17 protein-coding genes are annotated in these 19,809 nt (G+C 67.8%); 6 read left to right on the forward strand and 11 right to left on the reverse strand.

The features are described 5' to 3' along the window. The first annotated feature begins 63 nt into the window (after positions 1–63). Positions 64–552, forward strand: coding sequence for a hypothetical protein (locus ACTXG9_RS15190; protein ID WP_188250015.1), 489 nt, complete (start codon positions 64–66; stop codon positions 550–552). 13 nt (positions 553–565) lie between these two features. Next, positions 566–841, forward strand: coding sequence for a DUF4031 domain-containing protein (locus ACTXG9_RS15195; protein ID WP_457654788.1), 276 nt, complete (start codon positions 566–568; stop codon positions 839–841). Between the two features lie 193 nt (positions 842–1,034). On the opposite strand, the gene ACTXG9_RS15200 is transcribed toward ACTXG9_RS15195, so the two are convergent. Further along, the gene (locus tag ACTXG9_RS15200; RefSeq protein ID WP_019660910.1) at positions 1,035–1,577 is read right to left on the reverse strand and encodes a DUF6630 family protein; all 543 of its coding nucleotides are present in this window, start codon (positions 1,575–1,577) and stop codon (positions 1,035–1,037) included. A 90-nt stretch (positions 1,578–1,667) separates the two neighbouring features. On the opposite strand from ACTXG9_RS15200, the gene ACTXG9_RS15205 reads away from it, so the two are divergent. Beyond that, positions 1,668–1,916: a DUF3297 family protein gene (locus tag ACTXG9_RS15205; RefSeq protein ID WP_026347120.1), complete on the forward strand. Its 249-nt coding sequence runs from the start codon at positions 1,668–1,670 to the stop codon at positions 1,914–1,916. Between the two features lie 148 nt (positions 1,917–2,064). Here ACTXG9_RS15205 and ACTXG9_RS15210 read toward each other — a convergent pair whose 3' ends face one another. The 3 genes from ACTXG9_RS15210 to ACTXG9_RS15220 form a co-directional block, all read right to left on the reverse strand. Continuing rightward, complete coding sequence (locus tag ACTXG9_RS15210) at positions 2,065–3,714, reverse strand: Na+/H+ antiporter (RefSeq protein ID WP_019660908.1); 1,650 nt, start codon at positions 3,712–3,714, stop codon at positions 2,065–2,067. Positions 3,715–3,831: 117 nt separating this feature from the next. Continuing rightward, entirely contained in the window at positions 3,832–4,623 is a 792-nt protein-coding gene (locus ACTXG9_RS15215; protein WP_111097727.1) for a dioxygenase family protein, read from the reverse strand. Positions 4,624–4,654: 31 nt separating this feature from the next. Next, complete coding sequence (locus ACTXG9_RS15220) at positions 4,655–5,065, reverse strand: DoxX family protein (RefSeq protein WP_457654789.1); 411 nt, start codon at positions 5,063–5,065, stop codon at positions 4,655–4,657. Positions 5,066–5,161: 96 nt separating this feature from the next. Between ACTXG9_RS15220 and ACTXG9_RS15225 the strand changes: the two genes are divergently transcribed. After that, positions 5,162–6,043, forward strand: a complete 882-nt coding sequence (locus ACTXG9_RS15225; RefSeq protein ID WP_021204372.1) for a LysR family transcriptional regulator — start codon at positions 5,162–5,164, stop codon at positions 6,041–6,043. A 91-nt stretch (positions 6,044–6,134) separates the two neighbouring features. Here the strand turns inward: ACTXG9_RS15225 and ACTXG9_RS15230 are convergent, their stop codons facing one another. Beyond that, positions 6,135–9,197 carry a bifunctional diguanylate cyclase/phosphodiesterase gene (locus tag ACTXG9_RS15230; RefSeq protein WP_155030402.1) on the reverse strand — a complete coding sequence of 1,021 codons (3,063 nt, stop codon included), beginning with the start codon at positions 9,195–9,197 and terminating at the stop codon, positions 6,135–6,137. A 176-nt stretch (positions 9,198–9,373) separates the two neighbouring features. Here ACTXG9_RS15230 and ACTXG9_RS15235 point away from each other — a divergent pair, with 176 nt between their 5' ends. Then, positions 9,374–11,485, forward strand: coding sequence for a M13 family metallopeptidase (locus ACTXG9_RS15235; RefSeq protein WP_021204370.1), 2,112 nt, complete (start codon positions 9,374–9,376; stop codon positions 11,483–11,485). A 108-nt stretch (positions 11,486–11,593) separates the two neighbouring features. Here ACTXG9_RS15235 and ACTXG9_RS15240 read toward each other — a convergent pair whose 3' ends face one another. Then, a complete protein-coding gene (locus tag ACTXG9_RS15240) occupies positions 11,594–12,523 on the reverse strand; it encodes an oxygenase MpaB family protein (RefSeq protein ID WP_111097729.1) in 930 nt (309 codons plus the stop codon). 309 nt (positions 12,524–12,832) lie between these two features. On the opposite strand from ACTXG9_RS15240, the gene ACTXG9_RS15245 reads away from it, so the two are divergent. Beyond that, positions 12,833–13,447, forward strand: a complete 615-nt coding sequence (locus ACTXG9_RS15245) for a hypothetical protein (RefSeq protein WP_021204368.1) — start codon at positions 12,833–12,835, stop codon at positions 13,445–13,447. A 39-nt stretch (positions 13,448–13,486) separates the two neighbouring features. Here the strand turns inward: ACTXG9_RS15245 and ACTXG9_RS15250 are convergent, their stop codons facing one another. The 5 genes from ACTXG9_RS15250 to ACTXG9_RS15270 form a co-directional block, all read right to left on the reverse strand. Beyond that, positions 13,487–13,831 carry a hypothetical protein gene (locus tag ACTXG9_RS15250; RefSeq protein WP_031270794.1) on the reverse strand — a complete coding sequence of 115 codons (345 nt, stop codon included), beginning with the start codon at positions 13,829–13,831 and terminating at the stop codon, positions 13,487–13,489. 35 nt (positions 13,832–13,866) lie between these two features. Beyond that, entirely contained in the window at positions 13,867–14,637 is a 771-nt protein-coding gene (locus tag ACTXG9_RS15255; protein ID WP_021204366.1) for a LytR/AlgR family response regulator transcription factor, read from the reverse strand. Then, on the reverse strand, positions 14,627–15,886 hold the full coding sequence (locus tag ACTXG9_RS15260; protein ID WP_021204365.1) for a sensor histidine kinase: 1,260 nt from the start codon (positions 15,884–15,886) through the stop codon (positions 14,627–14,629). Before ACTXG9_RS15260 ends, ACTXG9_RS15255 begins: the two co-directional genes overlap by 11 nt. Before the next feature lie 188 nt (positions 15,887–16,074). Then, a complete protein-coding gene (locus tag ACTXG9_RS15265) occupies positions 16,075–17,724 on the reverse strand; it encodes a M28 family metallopeptidase (protein WP_457654790.1) in 1,650 nt (549 codons plus the stop codon). Positions 17,725–18,156: 432 nt separating this feature from the next. Beyond that, complete coding sequence (locus ACTXG9_RS15270) at positions 18,157–19,803, reverse strand: CsgG/HfaB family protein (RefSeq protein WP_180832583.1); 1,647 nt, start codon at positions 19,801–19,803, stop codon at positions 18,157–18,159. Between the last annotated feature and the right edge of the window lie 6 nt (positions 19,804–19,809).

Below are 19,809 nucleotides of genomic sequence, written 5' to 3' on the forward strand. Positions count from 1 at the left end.
CGAGCGCACCACGCCGCACCCGCTACAATGGCGGTCTTTCCGTTTCCAGGTGATCTCACCCCCATGTCCCAGAACTCCAAGGCCAAGCGCGACAAGCGCAAGAAGCAGCAGGGCAAGCGCCCGTTCCTCCGCCTGAACGCGCAGCAGCAGGTGCAGAACCATGCCGTGCTGACCAACGAAGACGGCCAGGTGGTGGCGGCCATCGGCCTGCAGGGCCGTGAGTGGCTGCTGGCCATCGGCGGCCAGACCATGGGCAACGCCGAGAACCCGGTGCCGATGCTGGCCATGCTCAAGCACCTGGCCAACGTGCAGGAGAAGGAAGGCCGCAAGGTCAACCTGGAGTACTCCGAACTGCTGCAGAAGCTGCTGGACACCCTGGCGGCCGAATCCGAGCAGACCGCCGACGAATACCTGGACAAGCTGGTGTCCGAGTTCGAAGGCGTCGACGCTGCTGAAGGCGAAGAAGGCGAAACCGTCGAGGGCGACGCGGCCGAAGAAGCCGCTGCCGAGGCCGCCCCGGCCGCTGACAGCGACAGCAAGCCGCAGGCCTGAACCGGCCGCGGCGGTGACGGTCTACGTCGATGACGCAGTGCATCCCTGGCGCGGACAGCGCTGGGCGCACCTGATGGCCGACACCCTGGCCGAGCTGCACGCAATGGCCGCGCAGCTCGGCATTCCACCGCGCGCCTTCCAGAACAAGGCCAGCGGCGCCCACTACGATGTCACTGCCAGGCTGCGCGCACAGGCCATCGCGCTCGGCGCCCGGGCGATCTCACGGCACACCGACCGCGAGCTGGTCAAGGCGGTGATTGCCAACGCCCGGGCGCAGTACCGGCCGTAGGCCACGCCGCGGGTTCGCCGGACACCAACCGGCACCGACGGGGGTAGAGTCGACTGTTAGTCGACTGCTCTCCCATCCGGCCGCGAGACCCCCGCGCTGCGCGCGATAGTCGACTGACAGTCGACTCTACCCCCGTCGGGTCGTCCTCAGCGGATCAAGCCGCCGGGTCGTGCCCGGCGGATCGGCCCATCGCTCAGAACGGGTCGCTGCCCAGCCGGATTTCCACGTTCAGCAGCGAGCACAGCGCAAGCATCGCGTCATCGTCGCGGGTCAGCGCCATCACCCCGGTAAAGCCATCACTGCCGGCATCCACGCTCCACAGCGTGTAGTTGTGCTCGCGCAGGCGGTCGAAGGCGGTGGCCATCAGCTGCACGCCGTCCAGGCCTTCGGCAAAGTCCTCGTCGTCCAGGTCGCCACCCCAGTCCAGCTGCAGGTTGAAGCGCGCCGAAAGCTCGTTCACCGCCGACTGCAGCGACTCCAGGTCCTCACGCTCCACATCGAAACCGGACTGCCAGGCGATGGCGGTGAACAGCGCCGGCAGCCAGTCGCTGTCCGCTTCCAGCGGCTGACCGTCCTCGGCCAGGTGCTCGCGCCAGCGGTTGAACTGCTGCAGGGCCAACTCTTCGTCACCCGGGTTGATCAGCACCAGCAGGTTCCAGACCCGCGCCTCGAAGCCCTCCTCGTCGAAGTCGTGGATGTCTTCCTCGAAGTCGAAATAGTCGCTGTTGTCGGGCATGGCGGAACGTCCTCTGGGGCAGGTCGGCATTCTACGGTTTATCCTGTGCCGCTGAAGCCGGCCTTGGTGGCCGTCACTGTGAATGAAGCGATGAGCGATACCCCTCCCGACCACCTGGCGATCAACCCGGCCAGCCCCTTCCATGATGCGCAGGCGCTGGAGCGCGGCGTTGGCGTGCGTTTCAACGACATCGAGCGCGACAACGTCGAGGAATACTCGGTCAGCGAAGGCTGGATCCGCGTGCAGGCCGGCAAGGCCCGTGACCGCCGCGGCAACCCGATGACGATCAAGGTCAAGGGCAAGGTCGAGGTGTATTTCCTGGACCAGAAACCGGAATAACCGGCACCGGCATGTAGAGCCGAGCCTGTGCTCGGCTGCTTTTCGTTCCGGGTTCATGACGCCTGAAGCAAGCGTAGCCGAGCATGGGCTCGGCTCTACATGCCAGGGCAGAATCCGCGTCAGCGTCAGCAACGCCCGGTCCCAGGCATCATTCGCGCTTGCGCGATTCCAGCAAGTCCAGGTTGCGGATCAGGCGCCGCGAGATCTCATCGGAGATCACCCCGCGCCGGGTCAGCCGGAACAGTTCCTCGCGCTCGGCGTTGAGGCCGGCGCTGCGCAGCTGGCGGTAGCCCAGCTCCATGCGCCGCACCTTCTCCGGGTCTACGTCGGGCCCGTCGTTGTCCTTCTCCAGGTGCCGCTGGTACAGCAGGCTCACCCGCGAGGCGGCATCGTTGTACAGCTGCACGTTCTCGGTGTTCTGGTTCATCACCAGCTGCTGGCGCATGCGCTCGACCCCGGCCAGCGCCGCCTTCGACGACAGCCGGCGCGCCAGGTCCTCTTCCTTGCGTTCACCCGAATCGGCCGGCAGCTGCAGGCCCTTCAGCAGCTGCGGCAGCGCGATGCTGGCGCCGAGCAGCGAGAACAGGATCACCGAGGCGGCCAGGAAGATCACCAGGTCACGTGCCGGGAACGCACTGCCATCAGGCAGGAACAGCGGCAGGGTCAACACGCCGGCCAGGGTGATCGCACCACGCACGCCGGCCACCGAGGTCGCCACCACGATGCGCCAGTTCGGCGCTTCGCCCCGCTCCAGTCCGCGGCGGCGCGCGCGCAGCAGGTTCCAGCGCAGCGACAGCCACACCCACAGCAGGCGCAGCACGACCAGCGCCAGGTTGATCACCACTACGTACACCAGCAGCCACCACGCGCTCTGGTGGCCGGTCTCGTTCATGGTGGTGGTGGCACGTTCGACAATACCGGGCAGCTGCTCGCCCAGCAGCACGAACATGATGCCGTTGAAGCTGAACTGCAGCATGTTCCAGACCCCGGCACGCTGCACGCGCATGCTGCCGGAGACGCGGCCGGTCAGCTCGACGTAGCTCATCGCGATACCGGCGGCGACCGCGGCGAGGATGCCGGAGGCGTGGATCTCTTCGGCCAGCAGGTAGGCCGCGAACGGAATGAGCAGGTTGACCAGCATCGCCGCGCCCGGCTCCTCGCCGAAGCGGCGCCACAGCCAGCGCTGGAAGGTGGACACACCCAGCGTCACCGCCACGCCCACCGCCAATCCCGCCACCGCCACCCACACGAAGGTCAGCGAGGCCGTGGCCAGCGAGAACGTGCCGGTCATCACCGCAGCCACCGCGAAGCGGAAGCAGACCAGGCCCGATGCATCGTTGAGCAGCGACTCGCCTTCCAGGATGTGCATCAGGCGCTTGGGAATCGGCGCCTTGGAGGCGATCGCACCCACTGCCACAGGATCGGTCGGCGACACGATGGCCGCCAGCGCGAAGCACACCGCCAGCGGCATCACCGGAATCAGCCAGTGGATCAGGAAGCCTGCGCCGATGACGGTGAACACCACCAGGCCGAACGCCAGTTCGAGGATCGCGCCCTTGTCGCGGAACAGGCCCTGCTTGGGGATGCGCCAGCCATCAAGGAACAGCAGCGGCGGCAGGAACAGCAGGAAGAACACTTCCGGCTCCAGCGCGTGGCCGCGGTTGAACACCCCGGCGATGACCGCGCCCAGGCCGATCTGCACCAGCGGCAGCGGCAACGAGAACGGCAGGACGCGAACCAGGTAGCCGCTGGCGACAACGGCCACCAGCATCGCCAGGACGACTTCAATGGTATGCATGCTTCTTCCAGGAAGCGGCGCGTGGGGCGGCTTGAAGGCCAGCGCCGGAAACCCGGAAAAAACTACCACATGCGGCCATGACCGCGACGACGGGAGCCGCCGCGCGTCAGCCCCGGCTCATGCCGCCCCATCGAAGCGGTACAGGTCCATGGCCAGGAAACCGGCGTCGATGCCGGCGTCGATGCGCCGCGCACCGAAGCTGTCCTCGCCGGCTGCGCCCATCGCAAAGAACAGCGGCAGCAGGTGCTCGTCGGTCGGGTGCGCGCGCTCGGCGAACGGCGCCTGCCGGCGATAGTCGAACAGCGCCTGGCGGTCATCAGCGGCCAGCCGCTGCTCCACCCACTCGATGAAGGGCCGCACGTATGGCGCTTCCTTGCCGTCCTGGTAGTCGCCCCAGTCGTGCAGGTTGTGGGTGATGCTGCCCGAGCCGACCAGCAGCACGCCTTGTTCGCGCAGTGGTGCCAGCGCGCGGCCCAGCGCGAACTGATGCTCGGGGCCGAGCAGCGGCTGGATCGACACCGGCACCACCGGGATGTCGGCCTGCGGGCGCAACAGCCGCAGCGGTACCCACGCGCCGTGGTCGAGGCCACGCTGCGGATCGATGGCCACTGGCAGTCCTGCGGCGGCGATGCGGCCGGCCACTTCTTCGGCCAGTGCCGGGTCACCCGGCGCCGGGTACTGCAGTTCGAACAGCGCGCGCGGGAAGCCGCCGAAATCGTGGATGGTTGGCGGCTGCGGATGCGCCCCGACCAGCGGCTGCCGGCCCAGCCAGTGCGCCGAGGCCATCACGATGGCGCGCGGCGTGGGCAGGTCGCGCGCCAGCTCGGCCAGGCGCACACCAACCTGGCCCGGTTGCAGGGCAGTCATCGGCGAACCATGGGAGATGTACAGCGAAGGCAGGCGGGACATGGAATTCTCCAGTTGCAGGATCAGGCGGCGATCAGCGCGAACGCAGGGTCCACTTGCCATCGCCGACCAGGAACAGCACCACCAGCGCCAGCGCGCAGAACGCCGGGTATTCCCAGCCGCCGCCGGCATTGGCGAAACCGAAGCCGTTGGCGCCGTGCACGGTGACGATGGTGCCCAGCAGCAGCGGCACGCCGATCAGGCCCACCCAGCGCGCATAGATGCCCAGCAGCAGCGCGACAGTGATCACCAGCTCGACGCCGATGGTGAGGTAGCCGAGCACGCCGGGCAGGCCCAGAGACTCGAAGAACGCTGCCGTGCCGGCCGGGGTGAATACCAGCAGCTTGGTCAGCGCATGGACCAGGAACAGCACGCCCAGGGCCAGGCGCAGCAGGGCGGCGCCATACGGGGCCAGCGGCGAATCAGGAGCGGTCGTGGCGTGCATCGGAAAGCACCTTGAAGGGAGTGGGCTCAGGTTATTGCGCCCTCACGGGCCGATAAATACGATCGATTGACCGTATTTATTTCAGAAGGCGCAACAATGGACACCCTCGAGGCGATGCGCGTGTTCGTGGCGGTGGTCGAGCGCAACGGCTTCAGCGCCGCCGCCCAGGCCCTGGACATGTCCACCGCCGGCGTTACCCGCCAGGTCGCCGCGCTGGAAAAGCGCTTGTCCACCCGCCTGCTCCATCGCACCACGCGGCGGGTCAGCCCCACCAGCACCGGCGCCGCCTACTACGCCCAATGCGTGCGCCTGCTGGCCGAGTTCGACGCGCTGGAGGCCAGCATCGGCGCGCAGGCGCTGGAGCCCTCCGGCACGCTGCGCATCAATGCACCGGTCAGTTGGGGCATCGCCCGCCTCGGCCCACTGCTGGCCAGTTACCGCGAACGCTTTCCGCAGGTGGAACTGGACCTGGCCCTGTCCGACCGCCTGGTGGACATGGTCGAGGAAGGCTACGACGTGGCCATCCGCATCACCCGCGAGCCGGGCCCCACCCTGATCGCCCGCCGCCTGGGCGAATCGCGGGTGAGCCTGTGCGCCGCGCCGGCCTACCTGGCCGCACGCGGCGCCCCGCAGACCCCGCAGGACCTGCAGGCGCACGCGTGCCTGGGCTACAGCTACTGGGCCGCTGGCGACCACTGGCCGTTGCAGGGGCCCGCAGGCGAAGTAAAGGTCGCGGTGAACAGCCTGCTGCACGCCAACAACGGCGACGTGCTGCGCGAAGCGGCGATTGCCGGCATGGGCGTGATCCTGCAGCCGGATTTCCTGCTGGAAGACGCGCTGGCCGATGGCCGGCTGGTGCGCGTGCTGCCCGAATGGGAGGCCGCCCCGATCGGCATCTTCGCGGTCTATACCAGCCGCAGCCACCTGGCACCGAAGGTGCGCAGTTTCATCGACCATCTGGTGGAAACCGGGGTGTAGCCGAGCCTGGCGTTTGCCGGCCAGCGGCCGGCACTACCGTCATGTTTCGGTCTGGTAGTGCCGGCCGCTGGCCGGCAAATACGAAACCCGATCAGGCGGGGACTTCATCCAGCGCATCGATGATCCGCTCCAGCGGTGCCGGCCGCCCCAGCAGGTAACCCTGCACCTGGTCACAGCCGTGCGCGGCCAGCCAGTCCAGCTGCCCCGGTGTTTCCACGCCTTCGGCAATGATGGTCAGGCCCATGCTGTGGCCCAGCGACAGCAGCGCGCGACAGATCGAGGCGTTGCGTGGATTGGTTTCCACGTCCGCCACGAAGCTGCGGTCGATCTTCAGGATGTCCAGCGGCAGGTGCTGCAGGTAGGACATGCTGGAATAGCCCGTGCCGAAATCATCCAGCGACACGCTGATGCCCTGCTCATGCAGGCGCTGCATGGTCTGCATCGCCTGCGCCGGCTTGCGCATCAGGCTGCTCTCGGTCAGCTCCACGTGCAGCGCACCGCGGGCCAGGCCGAATTCCTGCTGGGCGCGGGTGAACTCGGCCACCAGGTCGCTGTTGAAGAACTGCACCGCAGACACGTTGACCGCGATCGGCAGCTCGCCCCACCCGGCGTCGACCAGACGGCGCTGCGCCTTCGCCGCGGCGCGGATCACCCAGCGGCCCAGCGCCAGGATCAACCCGGTGTCCTCGCACAGCTGGATGAACTCGTTGGGCGGGATGAAGCTGCCATCGGCCTGCGGCCAGCGCAGCAGGGCCTCCAGCGCGGCCGGGCTGCCATCACCGGCATGCCGGATCGGCTGGAAGTACAGCTGGAACTCGTTGTCGATAGCGGCATGGATGCGCCCGGCCAGGCGCAACCGATCGGCCAGCCGCGTGGTCACCGCCGCATCGAACCAGACCACCACGTTGCCCTCGGCGCGCGCCGCATGCGCGGCCTGCGCGGCCATACCGATCACCTGCTCGGCCGTGTGCCCGTCACCGGCAATGTGCACGGCCACGCCGATGCGCGGCTCGAACTGGTGCAGCGAGTCCTTGCCGCGCATCGGCGCCGAGACGATCTGCAGCAGGTCGTCCAGCACGCGCTGGGGATCGTGCCCGGCACCAATGGCCAAGACGAAATCTTCGGCCGGCTGGAACGCCAGCGTGCCATAGCGCGCGCCCAGGCCCCCGAGCCGGGTCGCCATCGACTGCAGTACCGCATCGCCGATCTCGCGGCCCAGCGTATCGGCCACCAGCTGCAGGCCGCGCAGCTGTACGAAGGCGATGGTATAGCCCTCGCCCTGCCCATCCAGCTGTTCGGTCAACGCGCGTACATTGAGCAGGCCGGTGGCCGGGTTGTGCCGTGCCTGGTAAGCCAGGTCGCGCTCGTAGGCCAACCGTTCGCTCACATCCTCGGCCAGCACCAGGCACGCGGGCTGTCCGTCGAAATCGAGTTTGGACAGGTGTGCGCGCACCTCGAACACGCTGCCGTCCTTGCGCCGGTGCAGGCGCACGGTCGCGTCCGGAGGATCGCCCACCTGTGCGCGCTGGATGGCACCACGCACCTCGTCCCAGCCCTCGCGCGGGCGGATGTCGAGGATGCTCATCGCCAGGAACTCGTCGCGGCTGTAGCCGTACTGGCGCACGGCGGCATCGTTGACCTCGATGAAGCGCAGCGTGTCCGGGTCGAATACCCAGAACGGCGCCGGATTGCGGTCGAACAGCAGGCGGAAGCGGCGTTCCACTTCGCTCATCTGCTCGCGCGCCTGATAGCGTTCGCTCAGGTCGGTCAGCGCACCGATCATGCGCCGCTCGCTGTCGGCCACTTCCACCCGCTGCCCACGTGCCCCGACCCAGCGCACCTCGCCTCCGGGCAGCACCAGGCGGAATACCTGGTCGAGCACCGCGCCGCCGGCGAAGGCCTGGTCGAAGGCCTGCTGCAGGCGTGCGGCGTCGTCGCGATGCACGCGTGCGAAGAAGTCGGCCACCGGCAGGGCATCGGTCTGCACGCCGAAGATCTCGCGCGCCAGGGGTGACCAGCGCAGCAGCGCGGCATCCTCGTCCACGTACCAGGTGCAGACACGCCCGACCTGGTGCGCAAGGCGCAGCTCGGCGTGGCCGGCCTTCAGCTCTTCGGCCATCGACTGCTGGCTGCGGGTGGTTCGGCGCACCGCATACAGCAGCACCAGCAGCACCACGATGTAGGCCAGTACGATTGCCACCGATGCCTGCAGGTAGGGCCACCACGGTGCCAGCACGTCTTCGTCGGCCAGGCCCACCTGCACCGCCAGCGGACTGCGTTCGAGCGTGCTGATGGTGAGGATGCGCGGTACGCCATCCACCACGCCCGGCATGCTGCCCAGCTCGACCACTGCCTGCGTGCCGAGCAGGTCACGGCGTGGCAGGTCATAGCGGTGGCCCACCGTGCCATGCGGGTCAGGCACGCGGGCCAGCATGTAGCCTTCGGCATCGCTGATCGAGACCAGTCCCTTGGGGCCGACGTCGAGGCCACCGACGATGCGCTGCAGTTCGCCGCAGCGCAGCCGTGCCAGCAGCCAGCGTTCGCCGGCCATCGGCAGCGCCAGCGGGACCACCCAACCGCCATCGCTGGCCCGCTGCGGCGGGCCGATGTACAGCGCGCTCCCCTGGCCACGACGCTGCGGGTCGGTCCACAGCGGCAGCTGCAGGTCGCCCTCGCCGGCCGTCAGCGGTCGGCCATGGCGGTCGAGCACGGCGATGCTGTGCAGTTCGGCATGCCGGCCCAGCACCCCGCCGATGGATGCATCCAGCAGGGCCGGCGCCTGCGCCGGCACGCTGCGGAACAGCTCGGCGGCGTCGGCGGCGATGCCGGACATGGCCCGCTCCAGGTTGCGCAGTTCCAGCGCCAGCAGGCGCTCGCTGCCCACCGCCAGCGCGCGGCTCTGGCGCTGCGCCGCTTCCAGACGGCGGTGGTAGTCATTGACCAGCATGAGGGTCAGCCCGGTGACCAGCAGCACGCCCAGCAGCACTCCGCCCCAGGTAATGGCGCGCAGCGGCCGGGCCAACGCGCGTTTCAGCGCGGGCATCGGCGGGTGTTCCTTGTGCAGTCGGCTGGCTTCATGCGCGAACGAATCCTCCACGTCCCCGACCTCAACGGCCGGTGGACGCCATTCTTGACGCCTGACCCGCCCCCGCATGGCCACCTCCCCGTGTCCGCGCAGGGTTCCAGGGTCCAGCATGCACCACGTCGCTCACGGCGTGAAGGTCGGTTCCACGTGTTCAGCCAGATCCTGCACAGCACAGGACGCAGCACAGGGCCGCCAGGCGGGCCGGCGCAGATTAGACTTGGCGTTTTCCGCCGCAAGAGAAGTCCATGTCCAAGCTGCGCCGTCCCACCCTGGCGCTGGCCATCGTTGCCAGCCTGTCCCTGGCCGCCTGTGACCGCCCGGCCGAGCCGGCCGCCACGGCCACCGCGCCGGCCGATGCCACCCCCGCTGCGGCCAAGCCGATGCTGGGCAGCTTCGGCTTCGATGCCAGCGGCATGGACCGCAGCATTGCCGCCGGCGATGACTTCTTTGGCTTCGCCAACGGCACCTGGGTCAAGAACACCGAGATTCCGGCCGACCGGTCGCGCTTCGGCAGCTTCAACGTCATTGCCGAGAAGACCCTGGCCGACACCCGCGCCATTCTCGAAGGGGCCGCCGGCAACACCCAGGCCAGCGGTGACGACAAGCTGATCGGCGATTACTACGCCGCTTACATGGACGAGGCCGGCATCGAGCAACGCGGCGTTGCACCCGTGGAGCCGCAGCTGAAGGCGATCGATGCCATCACCGACAAGGCCGGCCTGGCACGCGCCCTGGGCGGCGATGTGCGCGCCGACGTCGACCTGCTCAATGCGACCAACTTCTACACCGACCGCCTGTTCGGCCTGTGGGTGTCGGTGGACCTGCTGCAGCCCGACCGCAATGCGCCGTACCTGGTGCAGGGCGGCCTGGGCATGCCCGACCGCGATTTCTATCTGGGCGGCGGCCGCATGGCCGAACTGCGCAAGCAGTACCAGGCCTACATCGCACAGATGCTGCAGCTGGCCGGCGTCGCCGATCCGGCCGGCAAGGCACAACGCATCCTGGCGCTGGAGACGAAGATCGCGCAGGCGCATGCCACCCAGGAAGAAACCAATGATGTGACCAAGGGTGCCAATCCGTGGACCCAGGCCGACTTCAACGCCAAGGCGCCGGGCATGGACTGGAACGCCTTCCTCGACGCGGCCGCGCTGGGCAAGCAGCAGGACTTCATCGTCTGGCAGCCCAAGGCCGTGGCCGGCCTGTCCAGGCTGGTCGCCACCGAGCCACTGGAGGTGTGGAAGGACTACCTGGCCTTCCACGCGCTGGACCGTGCCGCCGCCTACCTGCCGAAGAAATTCGCCGATGCCCGCTTCGCCTTCCACGGCACCGCGCTGAGCGGCACGCCGCAGCAGAGCGATCGCTGGAAGCGCGCGGTGGACGACGCCAACCACGCAGTGGGCGAAGCGATCGGCAAGCGTTACGTCGAAAAGCACTTCGACGCGAAGACCAAGGAACGCGCGGACGAGATGGCCAAGAACATCATTGCCGCCTTCGCCAAGCGCATCGACGCGCTGGCGTGGATGTCGCCGCAGACCAAGGCGAGCGCCAAGGCGAAGGTGGCCGGCCTGACCGTGGGCATGGGCTATCCGGAAAAGTGGCGCGACTACACCGGCCTTGAGATCCGCCGTGATGACCCGCTGGGCAATGCACAGCGCGCCGAGCTGTTCGAGTACCAGCGCAACATCGCCAAGCTGGGCAAGCCGGTCGACCACGGCGAGTGGGCGATGCTGCCGCAGACCATCAACGCGATGAATGTGCCGCTGGAAAACCGCCTGGTGTTCCCGGCCGCGATCCTGCAGCCGCCGTTCTTCGACGGCGCCGCCGACGACGCGGTGAACTATGGTGCGATCGGCGCCGTGATCGGCCACGAGATCAGCCACGGTTTCGACAACGCGGGCGCACTGTTCGATGAAACCGGCAAGCTGCACAACTGGTGGACCGCCGAGGACCTGAAGCAGTTCAACGCCGCCGGCGATGCGCTGGCCGCGCAGTTCAGCAGCTACGAGCCGTTCCCGGGCGTGCATGTGAATGGCAAGCTGACTCTGGGCGAGAACATCGCCGACGTGGCCGGCCTGGGTACCGCCTACGACGCCTACCAGCTGTCGCTGCAGGGCAAGCCGGGCCAGACCCTGGAAGGCTTCACCCCGGACCAGCGCTTCTTCCTCGGCTTTGCCCAGGCCTGGCGCAGCAAGAGCCGCGAGCAGGCGCTGCGCAACTCACTGCTGACCGATGTGCATGCACCGGGCCAGTTCCGCGCACTCACCGTGCGCAACATCGACGCGTGGTACCCGGCGTTCGACGTGAAGGAAGGCCAGAAGCTGTACCTGGCCCCGGACAAGCGGGTCAAGGTGTGGTGATGTAACCGGAACGGGCGCCGCAAGGCGCCCGTTTCACTTGCGGGTAGCTGCCAACCTTGGTTGGCGCTTCCGCGGCACCGCGAAAAGCGTGCCAACCCAGGTTGGCACCTACCAGGCAACCGCGGGCCACTCGCGCAGGATCTCCACCGGCGCGCCCATGCGTGCACAGGCGCGGCTGGCGAGGCCGTCGGGCAGCGCACGGCGGAACAGCGGCGCCATGCCCTGCATCAGCTTCGCAGACGCCGCAGCCTGGGCGCGCTGACGGCCACTGCGTGCAAGCATGCCTTCGGCCCAGTCCGGCAGCAGCGCCGCGCCCGCACCGAGGAACACCTCGCGCGACAGCCCCGGCACCGGTACCGGCAGGCGCACGCCGGACAACACCTCCAGCACTTCACGCGAGCGCTCGTCCACACGCAGCTCCGGTTGCCGCGCGCAGAAGTACGCCGCCACCTCGGCTTCGCTGCACGGCACATCCACTGCACCCAGCGCCTCGGCCACACGGCGGTACTCATCGTAGTAGCGGTCGGCGATGTCCCCCGGCACCTCGCGCCCATAGCGGCGGAAACCCTGCAGGAACCCGAAGGCTTCGGTCACGTGCACCCAGGTCAGCAACTGCGGATCGTCGGCGGCGTAGGGCTCGCCCTGCGCGGTCTGGCCGCGGATCCGTGCATGAATACGGCGCACCTTGGCCACCAGCGCCTCCACTTCGCCAGTGGGCGCGTAGCTGGTGCCGGCAACGAAGGCGGTGGTGCGGCGCAGGCGTCCCACCAGGTCCTGGCGGAAATTGGAGTGGTCGTAGACCCCGGCCAGCGCGCGTGGGTGCAGTGTCTGCAGCATCAGCGCGCACAGGCCACCGGCGAGCATCGAGGGAAATTCGGCGTGCAGCCGCCAGGTGACGCTATCCAGGCCGAACCAGCCCGGGTCGCCCTGCGGATGGTCGTAGTCGATGCCACTCTGGCCGCGCGGGAAGGCGTCCAGTACCCAGCGCCGGATCGGCGCGGTGACGGGGCGGTAGAGTCGCTGCAGCAAAGCCGGCATCACGGGTCCAGGAAAGTCGGAAGAACGGTCGCATCTTGCGCGGTCGGCCCCGATTCTCGGCGATCACGGCGCAGGCGGCGAGCCTCCACGCTCAGCGACCGTTTCATGTGCGGCCGCAGCACGTTTCACCCTGCGACATCCTGTCGCAGGCTGTGACCGCGATGATGCAATGCATCAATTTTCACTCCCGCCGGGCAAACCCTTGCGCCGCTTGGCATTGCCCCCGTTGCACCGCCCGCTGGAAGTGCTAGAACTGGACCCGCCACACCGTCCAATGCTGATCGACGCACGTTCCACAAGGAGCCAGCCATGATTGCCTTGTTCAAGGGTTTGGGAATTCTGCTTCGCGACAACGAGCTCTACAGCAGCCCGTTCGACAAACAGGTGGCGCACTGGCGCAACCTCAGCGAGCAGCAGATCCGCGATGAAGTGGCGGTGCTGGCCCAGGCCAAGTGCCAGTGGCTGATCGCATCGATCATCGGCTGGCAGGCAGCCTCTCTGCTCATCCTGGGCCTGATCGCCAACTACCTGTGGCGCGATGACTTCCATATCACCTTCACCCGCGTGGTGATCGTGTTCGGCTCATGGGTCTCGATCCTGTTCGTGATCTGGTTCATGGCCAACATGTTCGATCAGCAGGCCGGCTTCGAGCGCTGGATGAAGGCCTTCAACAGCCGCGCCCGCATCAGTTCCAAGGCCGACAGCGTGGAGCACGTGGCCGAGGCACTGGACCTGGCCGAGCACTACCCGGAAGTGCTGGACTACAAGCAGGCGGTCACCACCAAGCGCGAACTGCGCCACGAGGACATCCGCATCATGACCGAGATCGGGCGGATGAAGCAGCACTCGGAGCTGGTCGGACGCCTGAACCACGTCGGCGAAACCGAACACCATCACGAGCTGACGCTGCAGCCTGCCTACTGACCCTTCAGCGAAGCGGGGGGATCCACACTGCCACCGTGATCACTCGCGGTGGCAGTGTTCTATCGGGTCCTGGCTGACGCACTGGCGGAAGCCGTCGGGCAGGCCACGCATGGCCTCGGTCTTGCCTGCCGCAACCGCAAACCGACGCAGCGGCGGCGTGGTGCACGCGGCATCGGTGCTGCACGCTGGGTCCAGCACCAGGTAATGGCAGTGGCCACTGCTGCTGGCAATGCACTGAAAGCGCGCCTCGCCGTCGACCACCGTACTCTTGCTGTACAGCGTGTCCACGCCGTTGGCATGGGTGCGGGTGATCGAGGTGTTGCGGGATTTTTCGCAGCCGGCCAGTGCCAGCACGGCAACGCACGCAATCAGCAGACGGGACATGTTCATTCCTCGGTGCAGGGGGGATGCGGCTGCGGCTACATGCCGCGGAACAGGCTCATGAACGGTTGGCTGACCACCAGCGTTTCCGTTCGGCCACGCAGGCGCAGCACGCCCCGCCCGGTATCGTCGCGGCTGACCGCCGCCACGGCCTTCATGTTGACGATGGTCGAGCGGTGGATCTGGCGGAAATGCTGCGGGTCGAGCACTTCCAGCAGTTCGCGCAACGGCGTGCGCAGCAGGCTCTCGCCGGCGGCAGTGACCACGGTGGTGTACTTGTTGTCGGCGCGGAAGTAGGCCACCTCCTCCAGCATGATCAGCTGCGTCTCGCGGCCGTTGCTGGCGGTGATCCAGGCCAGCGGCGGTCGCTCTGCAGTGCCCTGCGATGGGCCCAACCGCTGCAGCAGGCGCTCCAGCACGGCATCGTCCTGCCGCGTCGATGGCAGCCGCGACAGGATGCGTTCGCGGGTGGCAAGCAGGCGCTCGTCGCTTACCGGCTTGAGCAGGTAATCCATCGCGCCCTGCTCGAATGCATCGATGGCGTACTGGTCGTAGGCAGTAACGAACACCACCTGGGTGCGCGGACTCAGCTCGGACAGCGAGCGCGCGACCTCGATGCCGCTGATACCGGGCATGCGGATATCGAGGAAAGCGATGTCCGGCTGCTTCTCGGCCAGCTGCTCCAGCGCGCTGGCGCCGTCCTCGCACTCGGCCACCAGCTTCAGGTCCGGCCACAGCCGGCGAAGTTGCTCCACCAGCGACTGCCGCAGCAGTTCTTCGTCTTCAGCGATCAGTGCCTCAAGCGGCATGGCTGCGCTCCTTGTGCGACTGCGGCAGGGTCATGGTCGCGGCCACGCCGCTGGGGAAATTGGCCACGATCGCCACACCGGCCTGCTCACCGCAGGTCAGGCGCAGGCGCTCGCGCAGGTTCTTCAGGCCGATGCCGGTACCGCTGGTGCCCTGCCCGAAGCCGAGCCCGTCGTCGGCGACGGTCACGGTCACGTGGTCATCGAAACCGCGCGCGAGGATCCAGATCGTGCCACCGCCGGGCTTGGGTTCCAGGCCGTGCTTGATCGCGTTTTCCACCAGTGTCTGCAACGCCATCGCCGGCAGGTGCACGCCATGCAGTTCGTTGGGTACCTGCACTTCCACCGCCAGCCGCGCGCCCATGCGGATACGCAGAATCTCCAGGTAGGCGCGGGTGCGCTCCAGCTCCACGCCCAGCGTGGACACCGATTCGTCCACCTGCGGCAACGAGCTGCGCAGGTACTGGATCAGGTGGCCGAGCATCTGTTCGGCACGCGCCGGGTCGGTGCGGGTCAGCACCTGCGCGTTGGCCAGCGTGTTGTACAGGAAGTGCGGTTCCACCTGCGCGTGCAGCAGATTCAAGCGCGCCACCGACAGTTCCTTTTCCACCTGGGTCTGTTCGGCGGCGGCCTGCTCATCGCGACGCTGGTCGGCCACGCGGCGGCTGATCGCACGGGTGACCGCTTCGGCGTTCTCGAAGTTGCTGCCCTCGTCCAGCGCCAGCAGGTCGGCCCACCAGCCCGCATCCGGTTCAAACAGTAGGGTGACGGTGCTGGTGCCCTGCCCCGGCGTGACCGTGGCCAGCACGCTGTTGCGCTTGATCGCCAGCCGCGCCGGCAGGTTCCAGCGCGAGGGCTGACGCCCATTCCAGAGATCCACGCGGCGAACATAGGCGCGCACCTGCAGGCTGCCGGCCGAGCTTTCCACATCCTCCACGCGGGGAAGTTCGGCGATCGCCGCTTCCACTACCGAGAACGCGTGGCCGGCGTCCATCGGCAGTTCGATCTGGCGGCGCTGGCGCCCGGACAAGGTGGTGGCATCCAGGCGACCGGCCACCAGCCAGACCCGGCGGATATGGGTGATGGCACTGCCCAGCGCGGAAATGATCAGGAACATCGCCAGCAGGCCGAAAATCCAGCCCGGGCCATCGTTCATGCCACTGAAGATGCCGCTCCAGACCATGCCTGCGACGAACAGCGCCGCAGCCCAGGCCAGCAGATGACGTAACAGGAGAGAAAGGCTGGCGAACACGGCGGCGCCTTGGAGGAAGGGGGTGAGCCGAGCATAGGGCGGCCCGCCGGGCAAGCAAGCGGGCTGCGACGAAGGGCGGGAAAGCGGGGATGGAAGCGGCTCTGGCAGTGCCGGCCGCTGGCCGGCACCCCGTCATCGCCGCAAGCCTCGCAGCAATGCCGGCCAGCGGCCGGCACCACCGGTGCTTCTTATTTGCGCTGGTCGGCGCTGGCGTCGCGTACGGCGCGGAACGACTCGTCCTTGCTCCAGTTCGGCCAGGCACGGGAGTTGGCCAGCTGGTTGCCCAGCGTGTACAGCACTTCCAGGTCGCGGGCGGCACCGGCGAACACCCAGTCCGGCTGCCATTCGTCGCCCTGCTGGTGGTAGCGCTTGGCGGTGTAGTCTTCCGAGGCCTTCTTGCCCGCAGCCACGCCACCGTCCACCCAGTCCTGGCCGGCCGACCACGACAGTGCCGGCACGCCACGCTTGGCGAACGGGAAGTGATCGGAGCGGAAGAACAGGCCCGCTTCCGGCTTCGGGTCCGGCGTGTAGCGGATATCCCAGCCCTTGGCCACGTCCTTCAGCTGGTCCAGCAGCTCGAAGCGCGCGGCGCCGTAGATGCCGAAATCGCGCGACGGACCGAACGGCGCCATGCCATCCATGTTGATCACCGCCACGGTCTTTTCCAGCGGGTACAGCGGATGGGTGGCGTAGTACTCCGAACCCAGCAGGCCCTTTTCCTCGGCGGTGACTGCCAGGAACAGCACCGAACGCTGCGGGCGCTTCTGCTTGGCGAAGCCACGGGCAAGCTCGATCAGCGAAGCGGTACCGCTGGCGTTGTCCAGCGCACCGTTGAAGATGCGGTCGCCACGCGCGTCCGGCTCACCCACGCCGATGTGGTCCCAGTGCGCGCTGTAGATGATCGTCTCGTCCGGGTGGCTGCTGCCTTCCAGGCGTGCGGCCACGTTGTGCGAGGTGATCACTTCGGTCTTCACCGCGTACTTCGCGTCCAGGCTGACGCCGGTCAGCGGCACCGGGGTGAAGTCGCGCTGCTGCGCCTTCTTCTTCAGCGCCTCGAAGTCCTGCCCGGCCGAGCGGAACAGCTCCACGGCCAGGTCGCGCTGGATCCAGCCTTCCAGCAGCGGGTGGCTTTCCGCCGGGTTGTCGCGCACCACATCGAACATGGTGTTGGTGTTGGAGCCGGCCACGGTGGCCCAGCCGTACGACGCCGGTGCGGTCTCGTGCACGATCAGCACGCCCAGCGCCCCCTGGCGGGCGCCTTCTTCGTACTTGTAGGTCCAACGACCGTAGTAGGTCATGCCCTTGCCGTCGAAATCACCCTGGCCCGTCTCGAAGTCCGGGTCGTTGATCAGCACGACGGCGATCTTGCCCTTCAGGTCCACGCCCTTGAAGTCGTCCCAGTTGCGCTCCGGGGCCTTCACGCCGTAGCCGAGGAACACCAGCGGCGCCTTGCTGATATCGACGTTGCTGGCGCCGTTCATGGCGGCGCGCACGGCGATCTGCTTGCCCTGCTCCAGCGCAACGGTCTTGCCGCCCTGGTGCAGCGCCAGCTGCGGTGCGCCGACGATGTCGCCCTTGCGCAGCGGAACGGCCTGGGTCCACAGGCGCTTGCCATCCTTGAGGTCACCGCCCGGCTGCAGGCCGGCATCGGCGAACTGCTTGCTGAGGAAGGCGATGGTCTTCTCTTCGCCGGCGGTGGCCGGCGAGCGGCCTTCGTAGGCGTCGGAGGCCAGTTCCTTGACGTCGGCGGAGATCCGCGCGCCGTCGAATTTCGGGGTGGCGGCCATCAGTGCGCTCGACACTGACAGGGCCAGCACGCCCAGTGCTACTCGCTTCATTGCTCTCTCCAGCAGGGAAATCTCTCTGGAGTGTAATGGGATTCGGCAGGGCTGCGCCCTGCACCCGCCGAAGCCAGGGCAACAGCAACAGCAACAGCCAAAGCCAAAGCCAAAGCAACAGCGGCATTCCGTGGGATGGCGGGGTGGGTCCGGTTGCGGGGGACGCTGCAAGTACATCCATGTAAGCTCGGTCGCCGCATCCATGCGGCTCACGCCCCCGCAACCGGACCCACCCCGCCTTCGACAGGTTCCCGCTGCTGTTGGTGGAAGTCGACCTTGGTCGACACACCGCTGTGGTGGGTGTCGACCTTGATCGACACGCCGCTGTTGGTAGGTGTCGACCTTGGTCGACACGGACTGAAACAGGAAGGGGTCAGATCCCTTTCCCGGCGGGAAAGGGCTCTGACCCCATCGGTGTGTTGCTTGAGCCTGTTACCAGTTCGGATCTTCGGCCGGCGCGGCAGCGGGCTTGGGCTTCGGCTTGGCGGCCGGGCGTGCGGCAGCTGCGGGAGCGGCCGAGGCAGTCGCTCCTGCGGCGGCGGCCGCCGGCTTGCTGCCCAGCTTCTGGCGCAGTTCGATCTGGCCCGGACGGAAACCGCCGCGCATCGCGTCGACGCCGTCTTCGATGGTGCCGTATGAGGTCTGTGCAGCGACGCGGTCGATGCGGATGGTGCAGCACGGGTGTTCGCTGCGGCCCAGCGAGCGGCCGGTCTGCGGGTCCTTCAGTTCTTCGCCCAGGCGCACGGCCTGCCAGCGCTGGCCGGCCTGCACGGTGTCACCGCCCTGGCTCAGCACCACCTGGTCACCGTCCACCGAGACCACCGATACCGGGAACAGCGTGGTGACGATGCTGGTGCCGATCTGGCCCGACAGCGATTCCATCATCGCCGCGGCCATGTTGCGGCCGTTGACCACGCGCGGCAGGGTGCTGGGGCCGGTCGAGGCCAGCTGGTGGTCGAAGCTGTCGGACATCACCACCTGGCCGGTGGTGGCGTTGACCAGGCGCAGGGTGATGCGGCCACCACCGGAGTACGAGGTCACCTGGCGGTCGGACATGCGCAGGTTGCGCACGCTGCGCGGGTACTCGAAGCGTTCGATGGTCGGGATCAGGATCAGGTCGGTCGCCAGCTGCTGGCCGACACGGGCAGTGTCCTGCAAACGTACGTTGCCGCTGTTGATGTGGTCGATCTCGGCCTGCAGTTCGTCGCCGAACTCACGGTCCAGCACGATGAAGCGCTGGGTCTGGGTCAGCGTGTCGGACAGGCGTGCGCGGATCGCGTCGGCCACTTCATCGGCGCTCACGCGGCCATCGCCCACGGCATAGCTGCCGGCCTTGGTACGCGGCAGCGCGACCACGATCTTCGGCTTGCCCTGCTCGTCCGGTGCGCGGTACTGAGCGATCTGGGCACGTACGCGTACCTTCCAGTAGCTGCGCATGCTGCGGTGGGTCACGTCGGAATCGAACGAGCTGGCGCCACGCTTGGCATCGACGTTGACCTTCTCGTCGTAGCTCTGCTTGACACTGGCCGAAGCCGAACCGCTCTTGGCCGAGGCTTCGCCGGACGCACTGGCCGACGCCGAGCCCTTGAAGCTCCAGCCTTCGTCGCTGGCGCGCACACGGGCGATGGTCTCCTCGTCCAGCTGCCGCACTTCGTCCTGCGACAGGATTTCATAGCCCAGCACCGCGCCCTGCGAGCCGGCGATCATCTGCTGGGTGAACGCGTCGGCGCGGATGTCGCCGACGTGTTCGTCATCCACATCCACATGCAGGCCTGCACGCAGGCCCTGCATCTGGCTGGCCACGCGTACGCCGTTGACCTGCGCCACCGCCGACTGCAACGCCGCCAGCACCGCCAGTTCCGGGGTGCTGCCGATGCCGTCGGCCTCGCGCGCGACCTGGGTGGTGCCGCCGAAATCCGGCGTGCCACGCAGGGGCGCCGCTTCCACTGGCGCATTGCTGGCCAGCGCACTGGTTGCCTTTTCCTTGGCGGGCGCGGCAGCCGGGGCGTCCTGCTCGCCACAGGCTGCAAGCAGCGCGGCAACCAGGCCCAGGCCGATCAAACGGTAGGTCATACGCATGGAGAT

It is taken from the genome of Stenotrophomonas maltophilia group sp. LNF247 (assembly GCF_054083135.1).